This window comes from Ochrobactrum soli (assembly GCF_003664555.1).
Classification (GTDB): domain Bacteria; phylum Pseudomonadota; class Alphaproteobacteria; order Rhizobiales; family Rhizobiaceae; genus Brucella; species Brucella teleogrylli.
In genome coordinates, this window is record NZ_RCHH01000002.1 from 396,501 (window position 1) to 418,516 (window position 22,016).

Sequence of the window (22,016 nt, forward strand, 5' to 3'; positions counted from 1 at the left end):
AACACCATGTCGAACCCACGCCATAACGAGCGCGAAGTCCGAGCGCCGCGCGGAGACGAACTCAACGCCAAGAGCTGGCTGACCGAAGCGCCGCTGCGCATGCTGATGAACAATCTCGATCCCGATGTGGCCGAGCGTCCGCATGAGCTGGTGGTTTATGGCGGCATTGGCCGCGCGGCCCGCACATGGGACGATTTCGATCGCATCGTCGCGACCCTCAAGACGCTCAATGAAGATGAAACCCTGCTGGTACAGTCCGGCAAGCCGGTCGGCGTTTTCCGCACCCACAAGGATGCGCCGCGTGTTCTGATCGCCAATTCCAACCTCGTTCCGCATTGGGCGACCTGGGATCATTTCAACGAACTGGATAAGAAGGGTCTCGCCATGTATGGCCAGATGACCGCCGGTTCTTGGATCTATATCGGCGCGCAGGGCATCGTTCAGGGCACGTACGAAACCTTTGTCGAAGCCGGTCGCCAGCATTTTGGCGGCAACCTCACCGGCAAGTGGATTCTGACCGGCGGCCTTGGCGGCATGGGCGGCGCGCAGCCCTTAGCGGCGGTCATGGCTGGCGCCTGCTGCCTCGCCGTGGAATGTGACGAAACCCGCGCCGATTTCCGCCTCCGCACCCGTTATGTCGATGAAAAGACCGACAGCCTCGATGAGGCGCTGGCCAAGATCGAAGCCTGGACCAAGGCAGGCGAGGCAAAGTCCATCGCGCTGATCGGCAATGCGGCGGAAATCTTCCCGGAACTCGTCAAGCGTGGCGTGAAGCCGGATATCGTCACCGACCAGACTTCCGCGCATGACCCGGTGCATGGCTATCTGCCGCTCGGTTGGACCGTCGCCGAATGGCGCGCGAAACAGGAAAGCGACCCGAAAGCCGTCGAAAAGGCCGCGCGCGCTTCGATGAAACTCCATGTGCAGGCGATGGTCGACTTCTGGAACATGGGCATTCCGACCCTCGACTATGGCAACAATATTCGTCAGATGGCACTGGAAGAAGGCCTTGAAAATGCCTTTGCCTTCCCCGGCTTCGTCCCTGCCTATATTCGCCCGCTGTTCTGCCGTGGTGTCGGCCCATTCCGTTGGGCTGCCCTTTCCGGTGACCCGGAAGATATCTACAAGACCGACGCCAAGGTGAAGGAACTGCTGCCCGACAACAAGCACCTGCACAAATGGCTGGACATGGCGCGTGACCGCATCGCCTTTCAGGGATTGCCCGCGCGCATTTGCTGGGTTGGCCTTGGTGATCGCCATCGTCTCGGCCTCGCCTTTAACGAAATGGTCCGCAATGGCGAGCTGAAAGCGCCGATCGTCATCGGTCGCGACCATCTCGACAGCGGCTCCGTCGCCTCGCCAAACCGCGAAACGGAAGCCATGAAGGACGGTTCGGACGCCGTATCCGACTGGCCGCTGCTCAACGCCCTCCTCAACACCGCTTCGGGCGCGACCTGGGTGTCGCTGCATCACGGCGGCGGCGTCGGCATGGGCTTCAGCCAGCATGCGGGCATGGTCATTTGCTGCGACGGCACGGAAGATGCGAACCGCCGTCTGGAGCGCGTCTTGTGGAACGATCCGGCCACCGGCGTCATGCGCCATGCCGATGCGGGCTATGAAGAAGCGCTCGACTGGGCGAAAAAGCAGGGCCTGCGCCTGCCCGGCATTCTGGGGAACTGAGGTCGAATGGCCGTCGCTCTTCTAAAAGCTGAAAATCATCGCCGCATGCCGTGGAAAAATGGCGGCGGCGTGACGGTCGAGATCGCGATCCACCCGCAAGGGGCGTCCGTCGATGATTTCGACTGGCGCGTCTCCATGGCGAGCGTCGCAAATGACGGTCCGTTTTCCCTCTTTCCCGGCATCGACCGCAGCTTGTCGGTGCTCGAGGGCGACGGCATTGTGCTTGATGTCGAAGGCCACAAAAGCACCCTCACCCGCGAAAGCGAACCCTTTGCCTTTGCTGCCGACAGCCAGTCGTCGGCGCAGCTGATCGGCTCGGTCATCACCGACCTCAATGTCATGACCCGGCGTGGCCGCTATACACATCACGTCCGCCGCATCACCGGCAACGAAGCTGCGGCGACGTTGGAAACCAGGGCCAAGGGCGAAACGCTGCTTATTTTCTGTGCAGAAGGAGAATTTGCACTCAAGTCCGATACCGGGCTCACGCATCTGGGTTCCCATGATGCGGTGGTCCTAGACGGTCTTGCGGCGAGCGCTATCGAAATAAAGGGTAAGGGAGACCTGTTCCTGATTACGATTATTGCAATCGGATCAGGGATTTAAATAATTTCCAACAGAAATGCCCGCAAAGAAATCTTTGTCGGCATCTCTGGACAGGAAGGACGGTCCTGCTAATTTGCTCGGATCGATATGTATAGGCTTATAATCACATAAAAGGGGTACTATTCATGAAGAAATCGTGGTTTGCAGGTGTTGCACTGGCAGCATTCGCTTTTGCTTCCGCCGCTCAGGCCGAGACTGCCGTTTCCATCGGCTTTTCGGGCTGGACGGGTTTTGGCCCGCTGACGCTCGCCAAGGAAGCGGGCATTTTCAAGAAGCACGGACTGGACGTCACGCTGAACAAGATTCCGCAGGCAAGCCGCCATCTGGCGCTGGCATCGGGTGACATTCAGTGCGCCGCCACCACCGTTGAAACCTGGATTGTCTGGAACGCGGCTGGCGTGAAGTCCAAGCAGATTTTTCAGATGGACAAGTCCTACGGTGCCGACGGCATTGCCGTGCGCGCCGACGTCAATTCCTTCGCCGATCTGAAGGGCAAGACCATTGCCGCTTCCGCACCGGGCACCTCGCCTTACTTCCTGCTGGCCTTCATGCTCGCCAAAAACGGCATGACCACCAAGGATGTGAAGGTCGTCAACATGGAGCCGGGACCGGCAGCACAGGCATTCGTGGCTGGCCAGAATGACGCCGCCATGACCTATGAACCTTATCTCTCGACCGTGCGCGCTGCGCCCGACAAGGGCAAGATTCTCGCCACCACGCTCGACTATCCGGCTGTGACGGATACGGTTGGCTGCACGCCTGCCTTCCTCGAAAAGAACCCGGAAGCTGCCAAGGCGCTTGCCGACAGCTATTTCGAAGCGCTGGAGCTGATCGCTGCCGACAAGGACAAGGCCTATGAAATCATGGGCAAGGACGTGAAGCAGTCGGGCAAGGAATTCGGTGCTTCTGCCGAATATCTGCGCTGGCAGGACAAGGCCGCCAATCACAAGTTCTTCGAAGGCGATTTCAAGGCATTCTCCGCCGAAGCGGCTGATCTGCTGTTGCAGGCTGGCGTGATCAAGTCGAAGCCGAACCTCGATGACATCGTGGATACGAGCTTCATCAAGTAAGATCGGTTTCTGCAACAGTTCCGGGCGGCGACGCCCGGACCGACCTCTCCCCTTCCGTCTTCCTGTGAAGACGGGCGCGCGACTGAACGGACAATGTCATGCAGCCTTTGCAGCCGATAGGCAACACGACCCGGATCTTACTGGGCATCCTGTTTTTCATTCTATTTTTTGTGTTCTGGGGCATCGCCACGCTTGGCGGCTTCGTCTCCTCAACCTTCCTCGCCGATCCCATCACCATGATGAAAGACGGCTATGACCTCATTGCCAATCAGGGCTTCCTGTCCGATATCGGCATGACGGTCTGGCGCGTGCTGGGCGGCTTCGTGCTTGCAAGCATCGTGGCCATCCCGCTCGGTGTCGCCATGGGCGCCTATAAGCCCATCGAAGCGCTGCTGGAGCCTTTCGTCTCCTTTGCGCGCTATCTGCCGGCTTCAGCTTTCGTGCCGCTCTTGATCCTGTGGTCCGGCATCGGCGAAACGCAAAAGCTGCTTGTCATCTTCATCGGCGCGGTGTTCCAGATCATCCTCATGATCGCGGTCACCGTCGCCAATACCCGCCGCGATCTGGTCGAGGCCGCCTATACGCTTGGCGCATCGAACAGCGGCATCATCCGCCGCGTGCTTATGCCTGCCAGCGCTCCGGACATTGCCGAAACGCTGCGCCTCGTGCTCGGCTGGGCGTGGACCTATGTGATCGTCGCCGAACTCATCGGCGCATCGTCGGGCATCGGTTATATGATCATCAACAGTCAGGCGCTGATGGCCACCGGCCAGATCATTTTCGGCATCATCGTCATCGGTGTGATCGGCCTGATTTCCGACCTTGCCTTCAAATATTTCAACCGCTGGCTCTTTGCATGGAGGTTCGCGTAATGGCTCCCAAGACCGATCAGAAACTGGTTGTTAAGGGCGTCAGCCGTACCTTCCCCGGCGTGCACGGCGGTAAGCCGACGCTGGCGCTACAGGCAACCGATCTCATCATTCCGAAGAACGACTTCGTCACCATTCTCGGCCCTTCGGGCTGCGGCAAGTCAACGCTTCTGCGCATCATCGCCGGTCTCGACAAGCCGACGACGGGCACGGTGACGCTGGAAGGCAAGCCAGTTACCGGACCGGGTGCTGATCGCGGCATGGTGTTCCAGTCCTATACGCTGTTTCCATGGCTCACCATCCGCCAGAATGTCGGCTTCGGCCTGCGCGAAAAGGGTACGCCGGAAAAGGAGGCCCGCGAAATCGTCGATAGCTATATCGACAAGGTGGGGCTGCGCGGCTTTGAAAATCACTGGCCGAAACAGCTTTCGGGCGGCATGCAGCAGCGCACAGCCATTGCCCGCGCGTTGGCCAATGATCCGAAAATCCTGTTGCTCGACGAGCCGTTTGGCGCACTCGACAACCAGACGCGCGGTCTGATGCAGGAATTGCTGCTCGGCATCTGGGAACGCGAGCAGAAGACAGTGCTCTTCGTCACCCACGATATTGAAGAGGCGATCTTCATGGCCACGCGCGTGGTCACGATGACGGCGCGGCCGGGCAAGATCAAATCGATCACGCCGGTCGATATCGCGCATCCGCGTTCCTACCACATCAAGGCAAGCCCGGAATTTTCCGAACTGCGCCTGAAACTGACGGAAGAAATCCGCAGCGAAGCCATTGAAGCAGCGAGACAGGCTGCCTGAAAATAACGGTTTCTTGAGAATATCGGGTGGATAGAGCCGTTTCTATTTTACGGAAACGTCGGAACTGCTCTATCCATTTGTTTTCACGCATTATCCTACGCAAAACCGCTTCGCACTTTTGCTGGAAATGCTCTATGAAAGGGCTGCGACATCCGTCGCGGCCCTTTCTTTTCAGGACAAACCCAAATGGCCGTTTCAGCAGAAGACCTCGAGAACCGTATTGTCTACGTCAACGGTGACTATGTTGCCGCGCGCGATGCCCGCATTTCCATCTTCGACCGGGGTTTTCTCTTCGGCGACGGCATTTATGAAGTGACCGCCGTGCTGGAGGGCAAGCTGATTGACAGCGGCCCGCATATGACGCGCCTGCGCCGCTCCACCGGCGAAATCGGCATTCCGATGCCGTTGAGCGAAGACGAAATCGTCGCCATCGAGCGCGAACTGGTGCGCCGCAACAGTCTGACCGAAGGCATGGTCTATCTCCAGATCACCCGTGGCGATGGTCGCGACCGCGATTTCGTGCCGGGCAAGGACCTGAAACCGTCGGTGGTCCTGTTCACGCAGGCAGCGAACCTGCTCGACAAGCCTGCGCTGAAAACCGGCGCGCGCGTACTCTCGCTGGGCGACCTGCGCTGGAAGCGCCGCGATATCAAGACGGTGTGCCTGCTGCCGCAAGCGCTCGCCAAGGAAATCGCCAAAAATGCCGGTTGCGACGAAGCCTGGATGATCGAGGACGGCTATGTCACCGAAGGCGCATCGTCCACCGCCTATATCGTGACCGAGGATGATGTCGTCGTCACACGCCCCAACAGCAATGCCATCCTGCCCGGCTGCACGCGCCTGTCGCTGCTGCAACTGATCGCCGAGACCGGCATGAAGCTGGAAGAGCGCCTCTTCACCATCGATGAAGCCTATGCGGCCAAGGAAGCTTTTCTCACCAGCGCAGGTACTTTCGTCACGCCGATCACCGTGATCGACGAGAAGACTATCGGCACCGGCAAGCCCGGCCCGGTCGCCCAGCGCCTGCGCGAGATCTATCTCAACCACGCACGCCGCACCGCGATCTGAGTTGTGACGCACCCATTTTCCCTCCCTCCTCATCCTGAGCTTGTCGAAGGATCGAAGGGCTGAGGGAAAACCCACAGCGCCTGCCCTCGTGCTTCGACCCTTCGACAAGCTCAGGATGATGCTTCGCTTCGCTCCGCACCTCAGGATGAGGGACATGCGTCGCGCTCAAAACAAAACCGCGCCGGAATTGCTTCCGGCGCGGTTTCGAGCTTCGCCAGCCCCCGCAAAGGCGAAACATCAGGCGTATTTTGGTTATGGCGAGCCGAAAATGGTGGAGTTTGAGAACCGGCGCGCAGCGTACTTAAAGGTACGTGAGCACCGGAAGCGCAAAACAACGCCATTTGCAGGCCGCCAGAGCCGAAATATCAACGCTTCTGGTTGTAGACGTCGATGCAGACGGCACCCAGCAGCACGATCCCCTTGATGACCTGCTGATAGTCGATGCCGATGCCGAGGATCGACATGCCGTTGTTCATCACGCCCATGATCAGCGCGCCGATCACCGCACCCGTCACGCGACCGACACCGCCATAGGCCGATGCGCCGCCGATGAAGCAGGCCGCGATCACGTCCAGTTCGAAACCGATACCGGCCTTGGGTGTTGCCGTATTGAGACGCGCTGCGAAAACCAGACCGGCTAGGGCCGCCAGCACGCCCATATTGACGAAGGCAAGGAAGGTCAGCCGTTCGGTCTTCACACCGGAGAGCTTGGCCGCATGGCGGTTGCCGCCGACCGCATAGATTTGGCGACCGATCACCGTGCGGTTGGTGAGGAACGCATAGGCTGCAATCAGCACCGCCATGATGATCAGCACGTTCGGCAGGCCGCGATGCATGGAGATCAAGAGCGACAGATAGGCAATCGCTGCGAAGAACAGGATGTTCTTGATGACGAACAGGCTGAACGGCTCCGTTTCCACCTCATGGGCGATATGGCGCGCACGGGACTTGGCATTCTGCCAGATCATGAAACCGGCCAGAAGCACGCCGATGATCAGCGAGGTGAGATAGACGCCGCCCGCGGTGGTGCCGATGATTTCAGGAATGAAGCCCGAGGAAAGTTTCTGGAACACGACCGGGAACGGACCGACCGACTGGCCGCCGAGCACGGCCAGCATCAGGCCCTTGAACACCAGCATGCCCGCCAGTGTGACGATGAAGGACGGTATGTTGAAATAGGCGACCCAGAAACCCTGCAACGCGCCGATCAGCCCACCGACCAGCAGGCAGAGAATGGCGGCAATCGGGAAAGGCACGCCCCATTTCACCATCATCACCGCGGCCAGCGCGCCGATGAAACCGCACACCGAACCGACCGACAGGTCGATATGGCCGGTCACGATGATGAGCAGCATGCCGAGCGCCATGATGACGATATAGCTGTTCTGCAACACCAGATTGGTCAGGTTCAGCGGCTTCATCAGCACGCCGCCGGTGACGATCTGGAAGAAGATCATGATCGCGACGAGCGAGAGCAGCATCCCGGATTCGCGCAGATTGTTCTTGAGATAACGCCCCACACTACTGGTCTGGTTGCTTCCGATGATAGTCTCGCTCATTGCCGTTTTCCCTTGTTCCGCATGATGGCGCGCATGATGTTTTCCTGCGTGGCTTCCTCGCCGGCGACTTCGCCGACGAAAGCGCCTTCATGCATGACGACGATGCGGTCGCAGATGCCGATCAGTTCCGGCATTTCCGAAGAAATGACGACCACGCCCTTGCCGCTCTCCGCCAGTGAATTGATGATGGTGTAAATGTCGTATTTCGCGCCGACATCGATGCCGCGCGTCGGTTCGTCGAGGATGAGCACATCCGGCCCGGTGAACAGCCATTTCGACAGCACCACCTTCTGCTGGTTGCCGCCGGAAAGCGTGCCCGTCTGCTGAAAGACGTTGTGGCTGCGGATGCTCATCTGATTGCGATAATCACCGGCAACCTTCATTTCGCGAATATCGTCGATGACGCCCTTCGGGCTGACACCGCGCAGATTAGCCAGCGATATGTTGCGCGAAATGTTTTCGCCCAGTACGAGGCCGAGCTTCTTGCGATCCTCGGTCACATAGGCAAGCCCGGACTTGATCGCCCGCGCCACCGTGGAAATATCCGCAGCCTTGCCATTGATGCGGGCCTCGCCGGTGATATTCGTGCCCCAGGAGCGCCCGAACAGGCTCATGGCGAATTCGGTGCGGCCCGCGCCCATCAGGCCTGCAATGCCGACGATTTCGCCCGCCTTGACCTGGAACGACACGTTCTTGACCGAATGGCGCTCCGGATGCAGCGGATGATAGACCGACCAGTTGTCGACCTCCATAATCACATCGCCGATCTTCGGCTCGCGCTTCGGATAGCGACTTTCCAGATCACGATCGACCATCTTGCGGATGATATCGTCTTCCTCGACCTCGCCTGCATGACAATCGAGCGTCGCCACGGCTTTGCCGTCGCGCAGCACGGTGATCTTGTCGGCGACTTCGCGAATTTCATTGAGCTTGTGCGAAATCAGGATCGACGTGATGCCTTGCGCGCGAAACTCTTTCAGGAGCGTCAGAAGCGCTGCACTGTCCGTCTCGTTCAGGCTGGCCGTCGGCTCGTCGAGGATCAGCAAGCGTACGCGCTTCGACAGCGCCTTGGCGATTTCCACCAGCTGCTGCTTGCCGACGCCGATATCGGTGATCAGCGTGTCGGGCGATTCCGACAAGCCAACCTTTTTCAAAAGTTCCCGCGTGCGCATATGCACCGCACTGCGGTCGATGACGCCATGGCTGGCCGGTGGATTGACCAGAAAAATATTTTCCGCAATCGACATCAGTGGGATCAGCGCCAGTTCCTGATGGATGATGACAATGCCGAGCGCTTCGGAATCGTTGATGTCGCGAAACTGTCGTTCTTCCCCGTCGAAGAAAATCGAGCCTTCATAGCTGCCATGCGGATAAACGCCCGACAGCACCTTCATGAGTGTGGATTTGCCCGCGCCGTTTTCGCCGACAAATGCGTGAATCTCCCCCGGCATGACCGTGAAATTGACGTCGCTCAACGCCTTCACGACCCCGAAGGATTTGCTGATGCCGCGCATTTCAAGAATAGGTTTGCCAGCCGCATTCAGCTGGCCGCCCTGCTCCTCAAGCGGGACAGGATTGGCTACATTCATCGCTCACTCCCGATAGAGCGCCCCGCATCCCTCCGGGTGCTGACCACGACGCTCCAAACCCTGTTGAACCTGCCCATCCGAAGAACCGTTCCGGTTGCTTCACGCGATGCCGCAGGTTTTCCGAATGCCATTGCGCACAGGCGAAAGCCTTCTTTCAAAGCACAGCCTAAAAAAGACAACGCTGTCAATCTAGCAGCCTACCCCAGTTCAAAACTGAGGTAAGCCTGGGATTGAGGCAATGGCATTACAGAAATTCGATGCTGTTTCGGACGAAGCCGGAAAACTACCGGATTTTCGGCCCGAAACCGCGCATATGCAAGGGGCGGTGTCGGGCGTGCTGGACGGCACGCCGACACGCCCTGTCAGGACCAGATTACTTGATCTGGTCTTCCTTGTAGTAACCGCTGTCGATCAGGACTTCTTTCCAGTTCGACTTGTCGACGATCACCGGCTTGAGCAGGTAGGCCGGGACAACCTTGACGCCATTGTTATAGGTCTTGGTGTCGTTGACTTCCGGTTCCTTGCCGCTCATCAGCGCATCGACCATATCGACCGTGACCTTGGCCAGTTCGCGGGTGTCCTTGAAGATCGTCGCGGTCTGTTCACCGGCGAGGATCGACTTGACCGAAGGCACTTCGGCGTCCTGACCGGAAACGATCGGCATCGGCATGTCGCCGCTGCCATAGCCGACGCCCTTCAGCGACGACAGGATGCCGATGGAGATGCCGTCATAAGGCGACAGAACTGCATCGACGCGCTTGTCCGAATAGAAAGCGGACAGGATGGAGTCCATACGGGCCTGAGCCGTTGCGCCGTCCCAGCGCAGCGTTGCAACCTTGTCCATGCCGGTCTGGCCGCTGGCGACCACAACCTTGCCGCTGTCGATGTAAGGCTGGAACACGGACATTGCGCCATTGTAGAAGAAGTAGGCATTGTTATCGTCAGGCGAGCCGCCGAAGAGTTCGATATTGAACGGGCCCGGCTTGTTCTTCAGGTCGAGTGCCTTTTCAATCGACTGTGCCTGCAACACGCCGACCTGGAAATTGTCGAAGGTCGCATAGTAATCGACATTCGGCGTGTCACGGATCAGACGGTCATAGGCGATAACCTTGATGCCTGCGTCGTGCGCCTTGGCCAGCACGTCGGACAGCGTGGTGCCGTCGATGGACGCAACGACGAGAACCTTGGCGCCCTTGGTCACCATGTTTTCGATCTGCGCCAGCTGGTTCGGCACATCATCTTCAGCATATTGAAGGTCGGTCTGATAACCGCGTTCCTTCAGAACCTTGACCATGTTGTCGCCATCGGCGATCCAGCGCGCCGACGACTTCGTTGGCATGGCAACCGCCACAAGACCCTTGTCTTCGGCGCGGGCCATGCCCGTGAAGGCAAGCGCGGCCATCGCGACTGCCAGGGTTAGAGTTTTCATACCTGCCATTGTTACACTCCCAAAAATTGGGACAGGCTTCGCCTCGAAACCTGCCGTTCTCCCAAACTCCCGCGCCCCGCCCAAATTGTTGGCCTGCAGATTGCGGAATGCCTCCAAGTCCATTTCTGAACAAGGGTTTAACCCCTCTTCAAAAATGCCTAAACCCTAACAAATTGCGCGCCTCCTTCAGCCCGCAACTGCCTCCCATGCAGCCACAGCGCGCCGGGCGCGCTCGCGCACATCGGCCACGGTGAAACCAGCCTTGTAAAGGCTCGATCCAAGGCCGAAGCAGCTCACGCCAGCCGCGACATAGGTTGCGAAATCGCTTTCCGAAACGCCGCCCACAGCGCCAAGCGGAACATCCTTCGGCAAGACGGCGGAAACCGCCTTGATCCCATCTGCGCCCAGCACGCTGGCCGGGAAAAATTTCAGTGCCGATGCGCCTGCGCGGATTGCCGAAAAGGCTTCCGTCGGTGTGAACACGCCCGGCATCGTCACCATGCCATGGCCGCTTGCGCGGCGAATGACGTCCGGCTCGACATTGGGGCTGACCATCAGCCTGCCGCCAACATCGTGCAGCCGGTCCACATCCTCGACGCTCAACACAGTGCCCGCACCGATCAGCACATTGGCCGGTGCAAGCTTTGCAGCCTTGCCAATCGACACGAACGGGTCCGGCGAATTGAGCGGGATTTCGATGGCTTCAAAACCCGTCTCAATCAGCGCTTCGACGATTGCTTCGGTTTCTTCGGTACGAATGCCGCGCAGGATCGCGACCAGCGGATAGCGCAGCTTTGGCCATGCAACACGCGCGCTCATTGTAAAACTCCCGCAAAAGCGTGTCTTGCCGCCATGAACAGACCGTCGCGCACCAGTTCGTCCGCCTCGATGCGCTTGACGGCCAGCCCGGCAATGTCAAGCGCGCTGGCATAAAGCGCACCCATCATGCCATCGGACAAAAGCAGCACCTGCTGCGGCTTGCCATAAAGCGTGCGTCCGCCTGCAACTTCCAGCCCGATCAACAGGCCGGAAAGCCGCGCCAGCTGGTCGGTCGGCTTGCGGTCATGCACAAGCCAGCCCGCGCGAACCGAAAACAGCGCATTGGCGATCAGTTCAGGCGTTTCGAGCGAGGCCTTCACACCTGCCGCGAAAGCCGCGCCGTGCGGGTCAACCGCGCCTGCACCTTCCAGCGCCCCGGCCAGCACCGACTTGTCTTTCAAAAGCGCGAACAATTCGCCCGTCATGAAAGTCCGGTAATCGGCAAGACCACCATCGGCGATCCGCACCCATTTGGCGTGGGTGCCGGGCATGACGACCACCGCATCACGCGTGCCGCGATGCACGAGGCCGAGCAGTTTTGTTTCCTCGCCGCGCATCACGTCCGGCGCCGCCTCATCCCGCCGCGCAACGCCCGGCAGCATGATGACATGACGGCGCGCAGGCACGCGCACCGCAGCCCTGACGATGCCGTCCAGCCCGGCAGGCAGGCTCATATAGGGCGCTTCGATCCAGCCGGTGCGCGATCCGGCCATGCCGCAGATCACCACAGGCAGATCGTCGGGCGCACTGAGCGTAGCCAGATGCCGTTCAAGCGTTGGCTCGAAACCGGCTTCCTTCGCCCGCAGCAGACCGTCATCGCCGCGGCTTTCGCCCAGCACGGCACCGTCCGCATCCAGCGTCCAGAGCCGCAACCGGGTTGTGCCCCAGTCGGCGACGGCTGCAAACGGCTTTTTATCGAGAGCCATCCGAACAAGCCTTAGTGGTTGTCGCGCGGCAGGCCACGCGTATGCGCGATGTCCTGATACTTGATCGCGTTTTCCAGAACCGCGCCCGTTTCCATCTGGCCGACGACGGCACGCTGGATTTCCTGCCAAGGCGTCTGGCTTTCCGGATATTTGTAGCCGCCAGCGGCTTCCAGAGCCTTGCGGCGTTCGGCCAGTTCCTCATCCGAGATCAGGATATCCGCCGTACCGCGACCGAGATCGATGCGCACGCGGTCGCCGGTGCGCAAGATGGCCAGACCGCCGCCAGCCGCCGCTTCCGGCGAAGCATTGAGGATCGACGGCGAACCCGACGTACCCGACTGGCGACCGTCGCCGATGCATGGCAGCGAGCTGATACCCTTCTTCAAGAGGTAATCCGGTGCGCGCATATTGACGACTTCCGCAGCGCCCGGATAGCCGATCGGGCCAGCGCCGCGCATGAACAAAACCGTATGCTCGTCGATTTCCAGTGACGGATCGTCGATGCGATGATGATAATCCTCCGGTCCGTCGAAAACGACCGCCTTGCCTTCAAAGGCATTCGGGTCCTTGCTGTCGGAAAGGTAGCGATTGCGGAATTCGTCCGAAATAACGCTGAGCTTCATGATCGCAGACGAGAACAGATTGCCGCGCAGCACGCGGAAACCGGCATGTTTCTTCAGCGGCTGGTCATAGGTCTTGATGACATTGCTGTCTTCAATGGTGGCGTTCTTGCAGTTTTCACCGATGGTCTTGCCGTTGACGGTCAGCGCATCCTCGTTGATGAGGCCCTGCCCCATCAGCTGGTTGACGACTGCTGGCACACCACCGGCATGGTAATAATCTTCACCGAGATATTCACCGGCTGGCTGGAGATTGACCAGAAGCGGAATTTCCTCGCCATATTTCTGCCAGTCGTCCACGGTCAGCTCAACGCCGACATGGCGGGCGAGTGCGTTCAGATGGATCGGCGCATTGGTCGAACCGCCAATGGCGGAATTCACGCGGATCGCGTTCACAAACGCATCCTTGGTCAGAACATCCGACGGCTTGAGGTCTTCATAGACCATTTCGACGATACGGCGGCCCGTCAGATAGGCCACTTCCTGCCGGTCGCGGTAAGGTGCCGGAATGGCGGCGGAACCCGGAAGCTGCATGCCGAGCGCTTCGGCCAGAGAGTTCATGGTCGTGGCCGTGCCCATCGTGTTGCAATAGCCGGTGGAGGGGGCCGAGGACGCAACCAGCTTCACAAAGCCCTGATAATCGATCTCGCCCTTGGCCAGCAATTCGCGCGCCTTCCAGACGATGGTGCCCGAACCGGTGCGCTCGCCACGGAACCATCCGTTCAGCATCGGGCCGACCGAAAGCGCAATCGCCGGAATATTGACCGTCGCCGCAGCCATAAGACAGGCAGGCGTGGTCTTGTCGCAGCCAATTGTCAGAACGACGCCGTCGAGCGGATAGCCGTAAAGCACTTCCACGAGGCCGAGATAGGCAAGGTTGCGATCGAGACCGGCGGTCGGACGCTTGCCGGTTTCCTGAATCGGATGCACCGGGAATTCGATGACGATGCCGCCCGCCTCACGCACGCCTTCGCGGACGCGGTTGGCCAGTTCCAGATGGTGACGGTTGCAGGGCGACAGGTCCGAACCCGTCTGCGCGATGCCGATGATCGGGCGGCCCGACTGCAATTCTTCCTGGCTCAAGCCATAATTCATGTAGCGCTCAAGATAGAGCGCCGTCATATCGACATTGTCCGGATTGTCGAACCATGCACGCGAGCGGAACTTTGGCGTTTTCGGAGTGACGGGCTTGTTCATGTCTTTGTCCTGCTGGGTAAGAGGCCGCGAACGACCCCGTTTCCTAATCTACAAATGCTTCGACCGCGTGGCGCTTTCCGAACAGGAACGCATCGGCCACATGAGTCAGGGGAGCGAGATCGACATCCGAACGCCCCTCACCGATCAATTGCACAAAATGCTTGTAAAGGCGCTGATATTCGCGGTCCGGCTCAGCCATTTTTTCATCGCCAGCAATAGTCAGGCGACTGCCGCCATGGCTGAGCTGAAGCGTACCCTTGTCGGTTTCGACGCGAATATCCCAGGTCTGCGGGCCAGTCTGGCGCCAATCCAGCTCAAACGAAACCGGGATGCCGCTTTCCGTCTGGAACTGAAGGTCAGCCGCTATCGGCGCGGCGCGATTTTCCGGGAAATAGAGGTCCGACTGCGTGAGGAAAAAGCGTTCCGGCAGAATATGCGTCACGATGGACAGCGCATTGATGCCCGGATCGAATACACCGAGCCCGCCCGGCTCCCAGATCCATTGCTGGCCGGGATGCCAATGGCGCACGTCTTCCTTCCACGCAACGGCAACCGAACGGATCACGGCATCTTTGAGAAACTCGCGGGCCGGTTCCACCGCAGCCGCCTCGCGCGAATGCCAGGTGGTGTAAAGCGACAACCCTTCCGCCTTGGCCAGACGGTCCAGCGCCTGCACCTCGGAAATGGTCGCGCCGGGCGGCTTTTCCAGCATCACATGCTTGCGCGCTTTCAAAGCGGCATAGGCTTGGGCGAAGCGACCCTGCGGCGGCGTGCACAACGACACGGCATCGATGGCCACGTCGGATGCCAGCAACTGCTCGATATCGTTGAACGACGGCACGCTATCCAGTCCGGCATTGCGGCTGGCGACAGCGGCAAGCGCGATACCATCCACCGCCTCGATGGACGGCAGATGCTGGTCGCGCGCGATCTTGCCGAGACCGACGATTGCTAAGGCGATGTTGGATTGGATAGCCATGTTCAAAGCGCTTTCACGGCAACGTCTTTGGCCGTCGCCTGAGCCAGCTTGTTGACCAGCGGATAACGGAACGGCTTGGCGGAAATTTCGAACTGGTCGCCGGTCTGCGTCTTCACGCCTTCCGAGAAGGACAGGGTCGCCGTGCCGAAGAAATGCACGTGAATATCGCCCGGGCGGCGGAACAGCTCATATTTGAAATGGTGATGTTCAAGATTGGCTATTGTGTGCGACATGTTCGCTTCGCCGGACAGGAACGGCTTTTCGAAGATCACGTCATTGCCGCGGCGAATGCGCGAAACGCCTTCGACATGATCCGGCAGTGCGCCCACATAAAGCTCCGGTCCAAGCGATGCCTGACGCAGCTTGGAATGGGCAAGCCAGAGATAATTCTGCTTTTCGGTCACATGGTCGGAAAATTCATTGGCAAGGCAGAAGCCGATACGATGCGGCTGACCATTCGGGCCTATCAGATAAATGCCCGCCAGTTCCGGCTCTTCGCCACCATCTTCCGCGAAGGAAGGCGAAACCAGTTCGCCACCGGTGGCGACGAGCGCAGAACCGTCACCCTTGTAGAACCATTCCGGCTGCACGCCCGTCTGACCGGACTTCGGCTTGCCGCCCTCGACGCCCATCAGGAACATGCGCATCGAATCGGTCGGCTTTTCGGCAGCCTGCGCAGCCTTGTGCATCTTGTCGCGACCATCAGCAGAACCAAGATGCGTGAGGCCCGTGCCTGCAACGATCAGATGTGCTGGATCGGAATGGGTGATCGGCAGGCCCACGCGGCCCGCAGCCAGAGCGGCGTCGATATCGACGGCTTCGCCCTTGCCATTGCGCTCCACCTGCTCTGCAAGGCTGATTCCCGCGCCAATTGCCGCCCAGGCCAGTTCATAGGTCGTCGAAGCGCCTTTGACGATATGGGCCGCACCCTCATCACCGCATGCAGCCACACGCGTTTCACCGCCCGCATCGCGGAACTGTACCAGACGTAACATTAAACCTCCCAGACCGCGACGAATCGCGGAAACTCCATACCGGCCGTTTGAAAACACTTTCATGCCTTGCGACGGCTCACCTTATTAATATGACTATTTTGCCAAGGCCGCCTTTGTCAAGCAAGCGAAGACCCCACATACACAGGCTTGCAGTCTTCAACACCCTCCACAAGATTCAACTCATTGATTTTAATATTCTAATAATCAAAATGCCTGTTTGTCGCAGGCGATTATCGCGCAATTTTCTTCAAAGGTGCTTGCCATAAAGTAATATTATATGCTTCATATCCCTCAAGGCCGGGAGGGCCTTATTGGGAGGAAATATTATGAAACGCAGTCTCGCGGCTCTGTCAGCCGCATTTTCGCTCGCACTGATTTCAAGCGCATCCGCCGCATCGCTGACTGTCGGTTTCTCGCAGATCGGTTCGGAATCGGGCTGGCGCGCCGCAGAAACCGCCCTGACCAAGCAGGAAGCTGAAAAGCGCGGCTATACGCTGAAATTCGCCGATGCCCAGCAGAAGCAGGAAAACCAGATCAAGGCCGTGCGCGGCTTCATCGCACAGGGCGTCGATGCGATCCTGATCGCCCCGGTCGTCTCCACCGGCTGGGACGCGGTCCTCAAGGAAGCCAAGGAAGCTGAAATTCCTGTCGTCCTGCTCGACCGCCAGATTGATTCGCCGGAAGATCTCTATCTCACCGCCGTGACCTCCGATCAGGTCCATGAAGGCAAGGTTGCCGGTGACTGGCTGGTGAAGGATATCGGCGACAAGTCCTGCAATGTGGTCGAACTTCAGGGCACGACCGGTTCGTCGCCTGCGATCAACCGCAAGAAGGGCTTTGAGGAAGCGATCAAGGGTCACGACAACATCAAGATTTCCCGTTCGCAGACCGGTGACTTCACCCGCACCAAGGGCAAGGAAGTCATGGAAAGCTTCATCAAGGCTGAAGGCGGCGGCAAGAATATCTGCGCAGTCTATGCCCATAATGACGACATGGCCGTCGGCGCCATTCAGGCCATCAAGGAAGCCGGTCTGAAGCCGGGCACCGACATCAAGATCGTGTCGATCGATTCCGTGCCGGATATCTTCCAGGCCATGGCCAATGGCGAAGCCAATGCCACCGTGGAACTCACGCCGAACATGGCCGGTCCGGCTTTCGACGCCATCGAGGCGTTCAAGGATAAGGGCACCGTTCCGCCGAAGTGGATCCAGACGGAATCCAAGCTCTACACACAGGCTGACGATCCGAAGGCCGTATACGAAGCCAAGAAGGGCCTCGGCTACTAATCTTCGTGTCATTCGGGCCGCCAGCTTTCGGCGGCCCGGTTTCCCTTCGGCCCGTTTTGGCGAAGGGTATCGTTGCAATTCGCAAACGGAAGACTGCCATGGCTCGCCCCGAAACAGGCGCTCAACCGGCGTCGGTTATACCGCTTCTCGAAGCTCGCTCGATCACCAAATCCTTTCTGGGCGTCACCGCACTTGACCATGTCGATTTCGCGCTCAAACGCGGCGAAATCCATGCCTTGCTTGGTGAAAACGGTGCGGGCAAATCCACCCTCATCAAGATATTGACCGGCGCCTATCATGGCTTTGACGGGTCGATCCTGCTTGACGGCCAGCCCATTGCGCCTGCCTCCGTAGCGGAAGCGCAGACGCTCGGCATCGGCACCGTCTATCAAGAGGTAAACCTGCTGGAAAACCTCACCGTCGCCGAAAATGTCTTTCTCGGTCGCCAGCCGCGCCGCTTCGGCTTCGTGGATCGTCGGCGCATGGAAAAGGACACAACGGCGCTCCTCGCGCGTTATGGTCTCGACATCGACGTCAGCGCGCCGCTGTCGGCCTATTCCGTGGCCATACGCCAGATCATCGCGATTGCGCGCGCCGTCGATCTGTCGGGCAAAGTGCTTGTCCTTGACGAGCCGACCGCCAGCCTTGATGCGCGCGAAGTCGAAATGCTGTTCACGGTTCTGCGCCAGTTGAAGGCCGAAGGACTCGGCATCATCGTCATCACGCATTTTCTGGATCAGGTCTATGCGATTGCCGATTGCGCCACCGTACTGCGCAATGGCCGTCTGGTCGGCAGCCGCAACCTGTCGGAACTGCCGCGCACCGATCTCATTTCCATGATGCTCGGCCACCAGTTGCAGGAAACCGTGCGCCGTCAGCTGACCGAGGAGGTCAGCGACGACACGGTCGCGCCGATCCGCTTTGCAGGCTACGGCAAGAAAGGCAGCGTTGCGCCATTCGATCTCGCCATCAAGCCCGGCGAAGCTGTGGGCATTGCAGGCTTGCTCGGTTCGGGCCGCACCGAGACCGCGCTTCTCATGTTCGGCGTTGATGAAGCCGATAGCGGCCAGCTCACCGTCGATGGCAAGGAGATCAAGCTGCCCTCGCCCGTTGCCGCCATTTCAGAGCGCTTCGCCTTCTGTCCGGAAGAGCGCAAGACCGATGGCATCATCGGCGATTTTTCGGTGGCGGAAAATATCGCGCTTGCCGTGCAAGGCAAACGCGGCTGGTCGAAGCCGCTGTCCTCGCGCGAAAAAGCCGCGCTCGCGGACCGCTACATCAAGGCGCTCGATATCCGTCCGCCCGATCCGCACAAGCCGATCAAGTTTCTATCCGGCGGCAACCAGCAAAAGGCCATTCTGGCGCGCTGGCTCGCCACCGATCCCCGCCTGCTGATTCTCGATGAACCGACACGCGGCATTGACATCGGGGCGCATGCCGAAATCCTGAAACTCATCGGCGAACTCTGCGGACAAGGCATGGCGCTCGTCATCATCTCATCCGAATTCGAGGAACTGGCCGCCGTCGCCAATCGCGTGGTGGTTCTGTCGGACCGTCGCCATGTCGCCGAATTGCACGGTGAAGAAATCACCGCCGACAATATCGTGCGCGCCATTGCGGAGACCGGTCCGAAAACTGCTTCTGCAAGCCAGAAGGAAGCTGCAGCATGATTGCCCGCATATCCAGAAAATTCAAAAGACTGGCGCCGCAGCTCGCAGCCCTCATTCTGATTCTTGCCGCAAACACCGTCATCTCGCCCGGCTTTCTCGACATTTCGTTCCAGAACGGTCGCCTCTATGGCAGCCTGATCGACATTCTGGTGCGCGCAGCACCGGTCGCCATTCTGGCCGTCGGCATGACGCTGGTGATCGCCACTCGCGGCATCGACCTTTCGGTCGGCGCCGTCATGGCGATCAGCGGCGCTTTCGCCGCATCGCTGATCGTTGCGGGCTATCCGCTGGCTGTCGTCATTCCCGCAGCACTCGGTGTCGGCCTGTTGTGTGGGCTGTGGAACGGCTTTCTGGTCGCCGTCTTCGATATCCAGCCGATCATCGCCACCTTGATCCTGATGGTGGCGGGGCGCGGCATCGCCCAGCTTATCACCGAAGGCGCCATCCTCACCTTCAACAATGACGCCTTCGCCGCGCTCGGCTCCGGCTCGTTTCTCGGCATACCCATTCCGGTGCTGATCTGGCTTTTGGCCGGGCTGGTCGTCGGCATTGCGGTGCGCTCCAGCGCGCTCGGTTTCCTGATCGAGGCAACCGGTATCAATCGGCGCGCCGCTATGCTGGCGGGCGTCAAGGCGCGGTTCCTGCTGTTCAGCGTCTATGCCGTTTCCGGCGTTGGCGCAGCCCTGGCAGGCCTGATCGCCACCGCCGACATTCGTGGCGCGGACGCCAACAATGCCGGTCTGTGGCTTGAACTCGACGCCATTCTGGCGGTCGTCATCGGCGGCACATCGCTCAATGGCGGACGCTTTTCGATCACCGCCTCGCTGCTCGGCGCACTGATCATCCAGTCGATCAATACCGGCATTCTGATGGCGGGCTTTCCGCCGGAATTCAACCTCATCATCAAGGCTGGCATCATCATCGTGGTGCTCACCTTCCAGTCGGCGGCCATCGTCAACCTGATCGGCTTCCTGCGCTCGCAGCGCAAGGGCGCCGCCGTCAACGGCACCCGACACACTCATCAAGGAGCAGGACAATGAGAATTCTTCGCAACCTGCCCTTTCTGACCACTGTGGCGATTTTCCTGATCGCCTATGCGATCTGCGCAGTGCAATTCCCGAACATGCTGTCGACACGGGTGATCGGCAATCTCCTGACCGACAATGCCTTTCTCGGCATTGCCGCGGTCGGCATGACCTTCGTGATCATTTCCGGCGGCATTGATCTTTCGGTCGGCTCGGTCATCGCCTTCACCAGCGTTTTCGTCGCGGTTCTCGTGGGTAAACTCGGCGTGCATCCTCTGCTCGCATTCGCGCTTGTTCTCGCCATCGCCGCGCTTTTTGGCGCGTGGATGGGCATGATGATCCATTATCTCGGCATTCCGCCTTTCGTCGCGACGCTGGCCGGCATGTTCCTCGCGCGCGGCGCGGCCTTCCTGATCTCGACGGAATCGGTGCCGATCTCACACCCCTTCATCGACACGTTGCAGGGGCTTTATTTCCGGCTGCCGGGCGGCGGCAGGCTGACGTTCATCGCCATGCTTATGCTGGCCGTGTTCATCGTCGGCAGCATTATTGCCCATCGCACGCGCTTTGGTGCAAACATCTATGCACTTGGCGGCAATCAGCAATCGGCGGAACTGATGGGCGTTCCCATCGGTCGCACGACCATCGGCATCTATACCATGTCGGGCGTGCTTTCCGGCCTCGCCGGTATCGTCTATACGCTCTATACCTCGTCCGGCTATTCGCTGGCGACGGTGGGCGTGGAACTGGATGCCATCGCATCGGTGGTCATCGGCGGAACGCTTCTGACCGGCGGCGCGGGACTGGTTGCGGGAACATTTGTCGGCATTCTGATACAGGGGCTGATACAGACCTATATTGTTTTCGACGGCACGCTGTCTTCCTGGTGGACGAAAATCGCAATCGGTATATTGCTGTTCCTGTTCATCGCTCTGCAACGAGGACTCCTGTGGTTCTCCGACTTAAGACTGGCGCGTCAACGCATGAAGGAGGCCTGAATTGGGATTGCTGGAAACGGCCATAACCGGACGCAAGCGGCATAACAGCCACGCTGTCGTCGTGGGGGAACTCGGGCGCGGCATCGTCGCGGGCACCATTCCCGAAGGTTCGATCCTGCCCGGCGACAACGAATTGTCGCTGCGCTTCGGCGTTTCCCGCACGGTCCTGCGCGAGGCGATGAAGACGCTCGCCGCCAAACGCCTGATCGAACCCAAGGCCAAGGTCGGCACCCGTGTCCTGGGCCATGCCAGCTGGAACTTCTTCGATCCCGATGTCCTGACATGGCGCTTCGAGGCCGGCTTCGACGAGGTCTTCGTCGATCATCTGGCCGAAATGCGCATGGCGCTCGAACCCGCTGCAGCCGCAGCCGCAGCCGAGCGTGCCACCAGCGACGAAATCGTGGAACTCTATGCGCTCGCCGCCAAGTTCGACAATCCGCAGCACACGCCGGAAACGATCGCCAAGGTCGATCTGGAGTTTCACCTCGCGGTCGCCCGCATGTCAGGAAATCCGTTCATGCGCTCGGTCAGCGGGCTGATCGAGGCGGCGCTCGCCGTGTCCTTCCAGCTCTCTTCTCCCGCTGCATCGCATGAAGGCATCGCCGAATGTGCGGCCAATCATCTGCGCATTGCCCACGCCATCGCCTCCCGCGATCCGCAAAAAGCCCGCGCCGCGATGGAAAGCGTCATCAAGCTCGGGGTGGAACGCATCCGCAACGTGATCTGACGAAGGAGAAGAGTCGTGCGGATTTTGAAAGAAATCCGCCACGGCCTCGACCTATAATTCGTTTGAGCTTAACTTGCCGCCGGAAAGAAACCTGATTC

At 59.5% G+C, this 22,016-nt stretch carries 19 protein-coding genes; 11 read left to right on the plus strand and 8 right to left on the minus strand.

Features of this window, described 5'->3' with window-relative positions:
* Positions 1–6 precede the first annotated feature (6 nt).
* From hutU to D8666_RS05320, 6 genes are all read left to right on the plus strand, one after another.
* Positions 7–1,680 carry a urocanate hydratase gene (gene hutU, locus D8666_RS05295; RefSeq protein ID WP_109369580.1) on the plus strand — a complete coding sequence of 558 codons (1,674 nt, stop codon included), beginning with the start codon at positions 7–9 and terminating at the stop codon, positions 1,678–1,680.
* 6 nt (positions 1,681–1,686) lie between these two features.
* Positions 1,687–2,286 (plus strand): HutD/Ves family protein, encoded by a 600-nt coding sequence (locus tag D8666_RS05300; RefSeq protein ID WP_109369581.1) that lies wholly within the window; start codon positions 1,687–1,689, stop codon positions 2,284–2,286.
* Between the two features lie 125 nt (positions 2,287–2,411).
* A complete protein-coding gene (locus D8666_RS05305; protein WP_109369582.1) occupies positions 2,412–3,356 on the plus strand; it encodes an ABC transporter substrate-binding protein in 945 nt (314 codons plus the stop codon).
* A gap of 98 nt (positions 3,357–3,454) precedes the next feature.
* Positions 3,455–4,228 carry an ABC transporter permease gene (locus tag D8666_RS05310; protein WP_109369583.1) on the plus strand — a complete coding sequence of 258 codons (774 nt, stop codon included), beginning with the start codon at positions 3,455–3,457 and terminating at the stop codon, positions 4,226–4,228.
* On the plus strand, positions 4,228–5,031 hold the full coding sequence (locus D8666_RS05315) for an ABC transporter ATP-binding protein (protein ID WP_109369584.1): 804 nt from the start codon (positions 4,228–4,230) through the stop codon (positions 5,029–5,031). The genes D8666_RS05310 and D8666_RS05315 overlap by 1 nt, the downstream gene beginning before the upstream one ends.
* A 186-nt stretch (positions 5,032–5,217) precedes the next feature.
* Entirely contained in the window at positions 5,218–6,099 is an 882-nt protein-coding gene (locus tag D8666_RS05320) for a D-amino-acid transaminase (RefSeq protein WP_109369585.1), read from the plus strand.
* Positions 6,100–6,464: 365 nt separating this feature from the next.
* Here the strand turns inward: D8666_RS05320 and mmsB are convergent, their stop codons facing one another.
* The 8 genes from mmsB to araD1 form a co-directional block, all read right to left on the minus strand.
* Positions 6,465–7,658 carry a multiple monosaccharide ABC transporter permease gene (gene mmsB, locus D8666_RS05325; RefSeq protein WP_109369586.1) on the minus strand — a complete coding sequence of 398 codons (1,194 nt, stop codon included), beginning with the start codon at positions 7,656–7,658 and terminating at the stop codon, positions 6,465–6,467.
* The gene (mmsA, locus tag D8666_RS05330; protein ID WP_121536608.1) at positions 7,655–9,247 is read right to left on the minus strand and encodes a multiple monosaccharide ABC transporter ATP-binding protein; all 1,593 of its coding nucleotides are present in this window, start codon (positions 9,245–9,247) and stop codon (positions 7,655–7,657) included. The genes mmsB and mmsA overlap by 4 nt, the downstream gene beginning before the upstream one ends.
* Before the next feature lie 373 nt (positions 9,248–9,620).
* The gene (gene chvE / locus D8666_RS05335; RefSeq protein ID WP_109369588.1) at positions 9,621–10,685 is read right to left on the minus strand and encodes a multiple monosaccharide ABC transporter substrate-binding protein; all 1,065 of its coding nucleotides are present in this window, start codon (positions 10,683–10,685) and stop codon (positions 9,621–9,623) included.
* A gap of 177 nt (positions 10,686–10,862) precedes the next feature.
* Positions 10,863–11,495, minus strand: coding sequence for a 2-dehydro-3-deoxy-6-phosphogalactonate aldolase (locus tag D8666_RS05340; protein ID WP_109369589.1), 633 nt, complete (start codon positions 11,493–11,495; stop codon positions 10,863–10,865).
* Positions 11,492–12,421: a 2-dehydro-3-deoxygalactonokinase gene (locus D8666_RS05345; protein ID WP_121536610.1), complete on the minus strand. Its 930-nt coding sequence runs from the start codon at positions 12,419–12,421 to the stop codon at positions 11,492–11,494. The genes D8666_RS05340 and D8666_RS05345 overlap by 4 nt, the downstream gene beginning before the upstream one ends.
* An 11-nt stretch (positions 12,422–12,432) precedes the next feature.
* On the minus strand, positions 12,433–14,238 hold the full coding sequence (locus D8666_RS05350) for an IlvD/Edd family dehydratase (protein WP_121536612.1): 1,806 nt from the start codon (positions 14,236–14,238) through the stop codon (positions 12,433–12,435).
* A 43-nt stretch (positions 14,239–14,281) separates the two neighbouring features.
* A complete protein-coding gene (locus D8666_RS05355; RefSeq protein WP_109369592.1) occupies positions 14,282–15,217 on the minus strand; it encodes a Gfo/Idh/MocA family protein in 936 nt (311 codons plus the stop codon).
* Positions 15,218–15,219: 2 nt separating this feature from the next.
* A complete protein-coding gene (gene araD1 / locus D8666_RS05360; protein WP_109369593.1) occupies positions 15,220–16,212 on the minus strand; it encodes an AraD1 family protein in 993 nt (330 codons plus the stop codon).
* 326 nt (positions 16,213–16,538) lie between these two features.
* Here araD1 and ytfQ point away from each other — a divergent pair, with 326 nt between their 5' ends.
* From ytfQ to D8666_RS05385, 5 genes are all read left to right on the plus strand, one after another.
* Entirely contained in the window at positions 16,539–17,498 is a 960-nt protein-coding gene (gene ytfQ / locus D8666_RS05365) for a galactofuranose ABC transporter, galactofuranose-binding protein YtfQ (protein ID WP_109369594.1), read from the plus strand.
* A gap of 98 nt (positions 17,499–17,596) precedes the next feature.
* Positions 17,597–19,168 carry a sugar ABC transporter ATP-binding protein gene (locus D8666_RS05370; protein ID WP_109369595.1) on the plus strand — a complete coding sequence of 524 codons (1,572 nt, stop codon included), beginning with the start codon at positions 17,597–17,599 and terminating at the stop codon, positions 19,166–19,168.
* Entirely contained in the window at positions 19,165–20,208 is a 1,044-nt protein-coding gene (locus tag D8666_RS05375) for an ABC transporter permease (protein WP_109369596.1), read from the plus strand. Before D8666_RS05370 ends, D8666_RS05375 begins: the two co-directional genes overlap by 4 nt.
* On the plus strand, positions 20,205–21,191 hold the full coding sequence (gene yjfF / locus D8666_RS05380) for a galactofuranose ABC transporter, permease protein YjfF (RefSeq protein ID WP_109369597.1): 987 nt from the start codon (positions 20,205–20,207) through the stop codon (positions 21,189–21,191). The genes D8666_RS05375 and yjfF overlap by 4 nt, the downstream gene beginning before the upstream one ends.
* Before the next feature lies 1 nt (position 21,192).
* Entirely contained in the window at positions 21,193–21,918 is a 726-nt protein-coding gene (locus tag D8666_RS05385) for a FadR/GntR family transcriptional regulator (RefSeq protein ID WP_109369598.1), read from the plus strand.
* The last annotated feature ends 98 nt before the right edge of the window (positions 21,919–22,016 follow it).

Coding starts and splice junctions, on each gene's coding strand:
- mmsB (WP_109369586.1), bottom strand. CDS start 7,658: ATGAGCGAGACTATCATCGGAAGCAACCAGACCAGTAGTGTGGGGCGT.
- yjfF (WP_109369597.1), top strand. CDS start 20,205: ATGAGAATTCTTCGCAACCTGCCCTTTCTGACCACTGTGGCGATTTTC.
- D8666_RS05350 (WP_121536612.1), bottom strand. CDS start 14,238: ATGAACAAGCCCGTCACTCCGAAAACGCCAAAGTTCCGCTCGCGTGCA.
- D8666_RS05340 (WP_109369589.1), bottom strand. CDS start 11,495: ATGAGCGCGCGTGTTGCATGGCCAAAGCTGCGCTATCCGCTGGTCGCG.
- chvE (WP_109369588.1), bottom strand. CDS start 10,685: ATGGCAGGTATGAAAACTCTAACCCTGGCAGTCGCGATGGCCGCGCTT.
- ytfQ (WP_109369594.1), top strand. CDS start 16,539: ATGAAACGCAGTCTCGCGGCTCTGTCAGCCGCATTTTCGCTCGCACTG.
- D8666_RS05345 (WP_121536610.1), bottom strand. CDS start 12,421: ATGGCTCTCGATAAAAAGCCGTTTGCAGCCGTCGCCGACTGGGGCACA.
- mmsA (WP_121536608.1), bottom strand. CDS start 9,247: ATGAATGTAGCCAATCCTGTCCCGCTTGAGGAGCAGGGCGGCCAGCTG.
- D8666_RS05355 (WP_109369592.1), bottom strand. CDS start 15,217: ATGGCTATCCAATCCAACATCGCCTTAGCAATCGTCGGTCTCGGCAAG.
- D8666_RS05305 (WP_109369582.1), top strand. CDS start 2,412: ATGAAGAAATCGTGGTTTGCAGGTGTTGCACTGGCAGCATTCGCTTTT.
- hutU (WP_109369580.1), top strand. CDS start 7: ATGTCGAACCCACGCCATAACGAGCGCGAAGTCCGAGCGCCGCGCGGA.
- D8666_RS05320 (WP_109369585.1), top strand. CDS start 5,218: ATGGCCGTTTCAGCAGAAGACCTCGAGAACCGTATTGTCTACGTCAAC.
- D8666_RS05310 (WP_109369583.1), top strand. CDS start 3,455: ATGCAGCCTTTGCAGCCGATAGGCAACACGACCCGGATCTTACTGGGC.
- D8666_RS05300 (WP_109369581.1), top strand. CDS start 1,687: ATGGCCGTCGCTCTTCTAAAAGCTGAAAATCATCGCCGCATGCCGTGG.
- D8666_RS05375 (WP_109369596.1), top strand. CDS start 19,165: ATGATTGCCCGCATATCCAGAAAATTCAAAAGACTGGCGCCGCAGCTC.
- araD1 (WP_109369593.1), bottom strand. CDS start 16,212: ATGTTACGTCTGGTACAGTTCCGCGATGCGGGCGGTGAAACGCGTGTG.
- D8666_RS05370 (WP_109369595.1), top strand. CDS start 17,597: ATGGCTCGCCCCGAAACAGGCGCTCAACCGGCGTCGGTTATACCGCTT.
- D8666_RS05315 (WP_109369584.1), top strand. CDS start 4,228: ATGGCTCCCAAGACCGATCAGAAACTGGTTGTTAAGGGCGTCAGCCGT.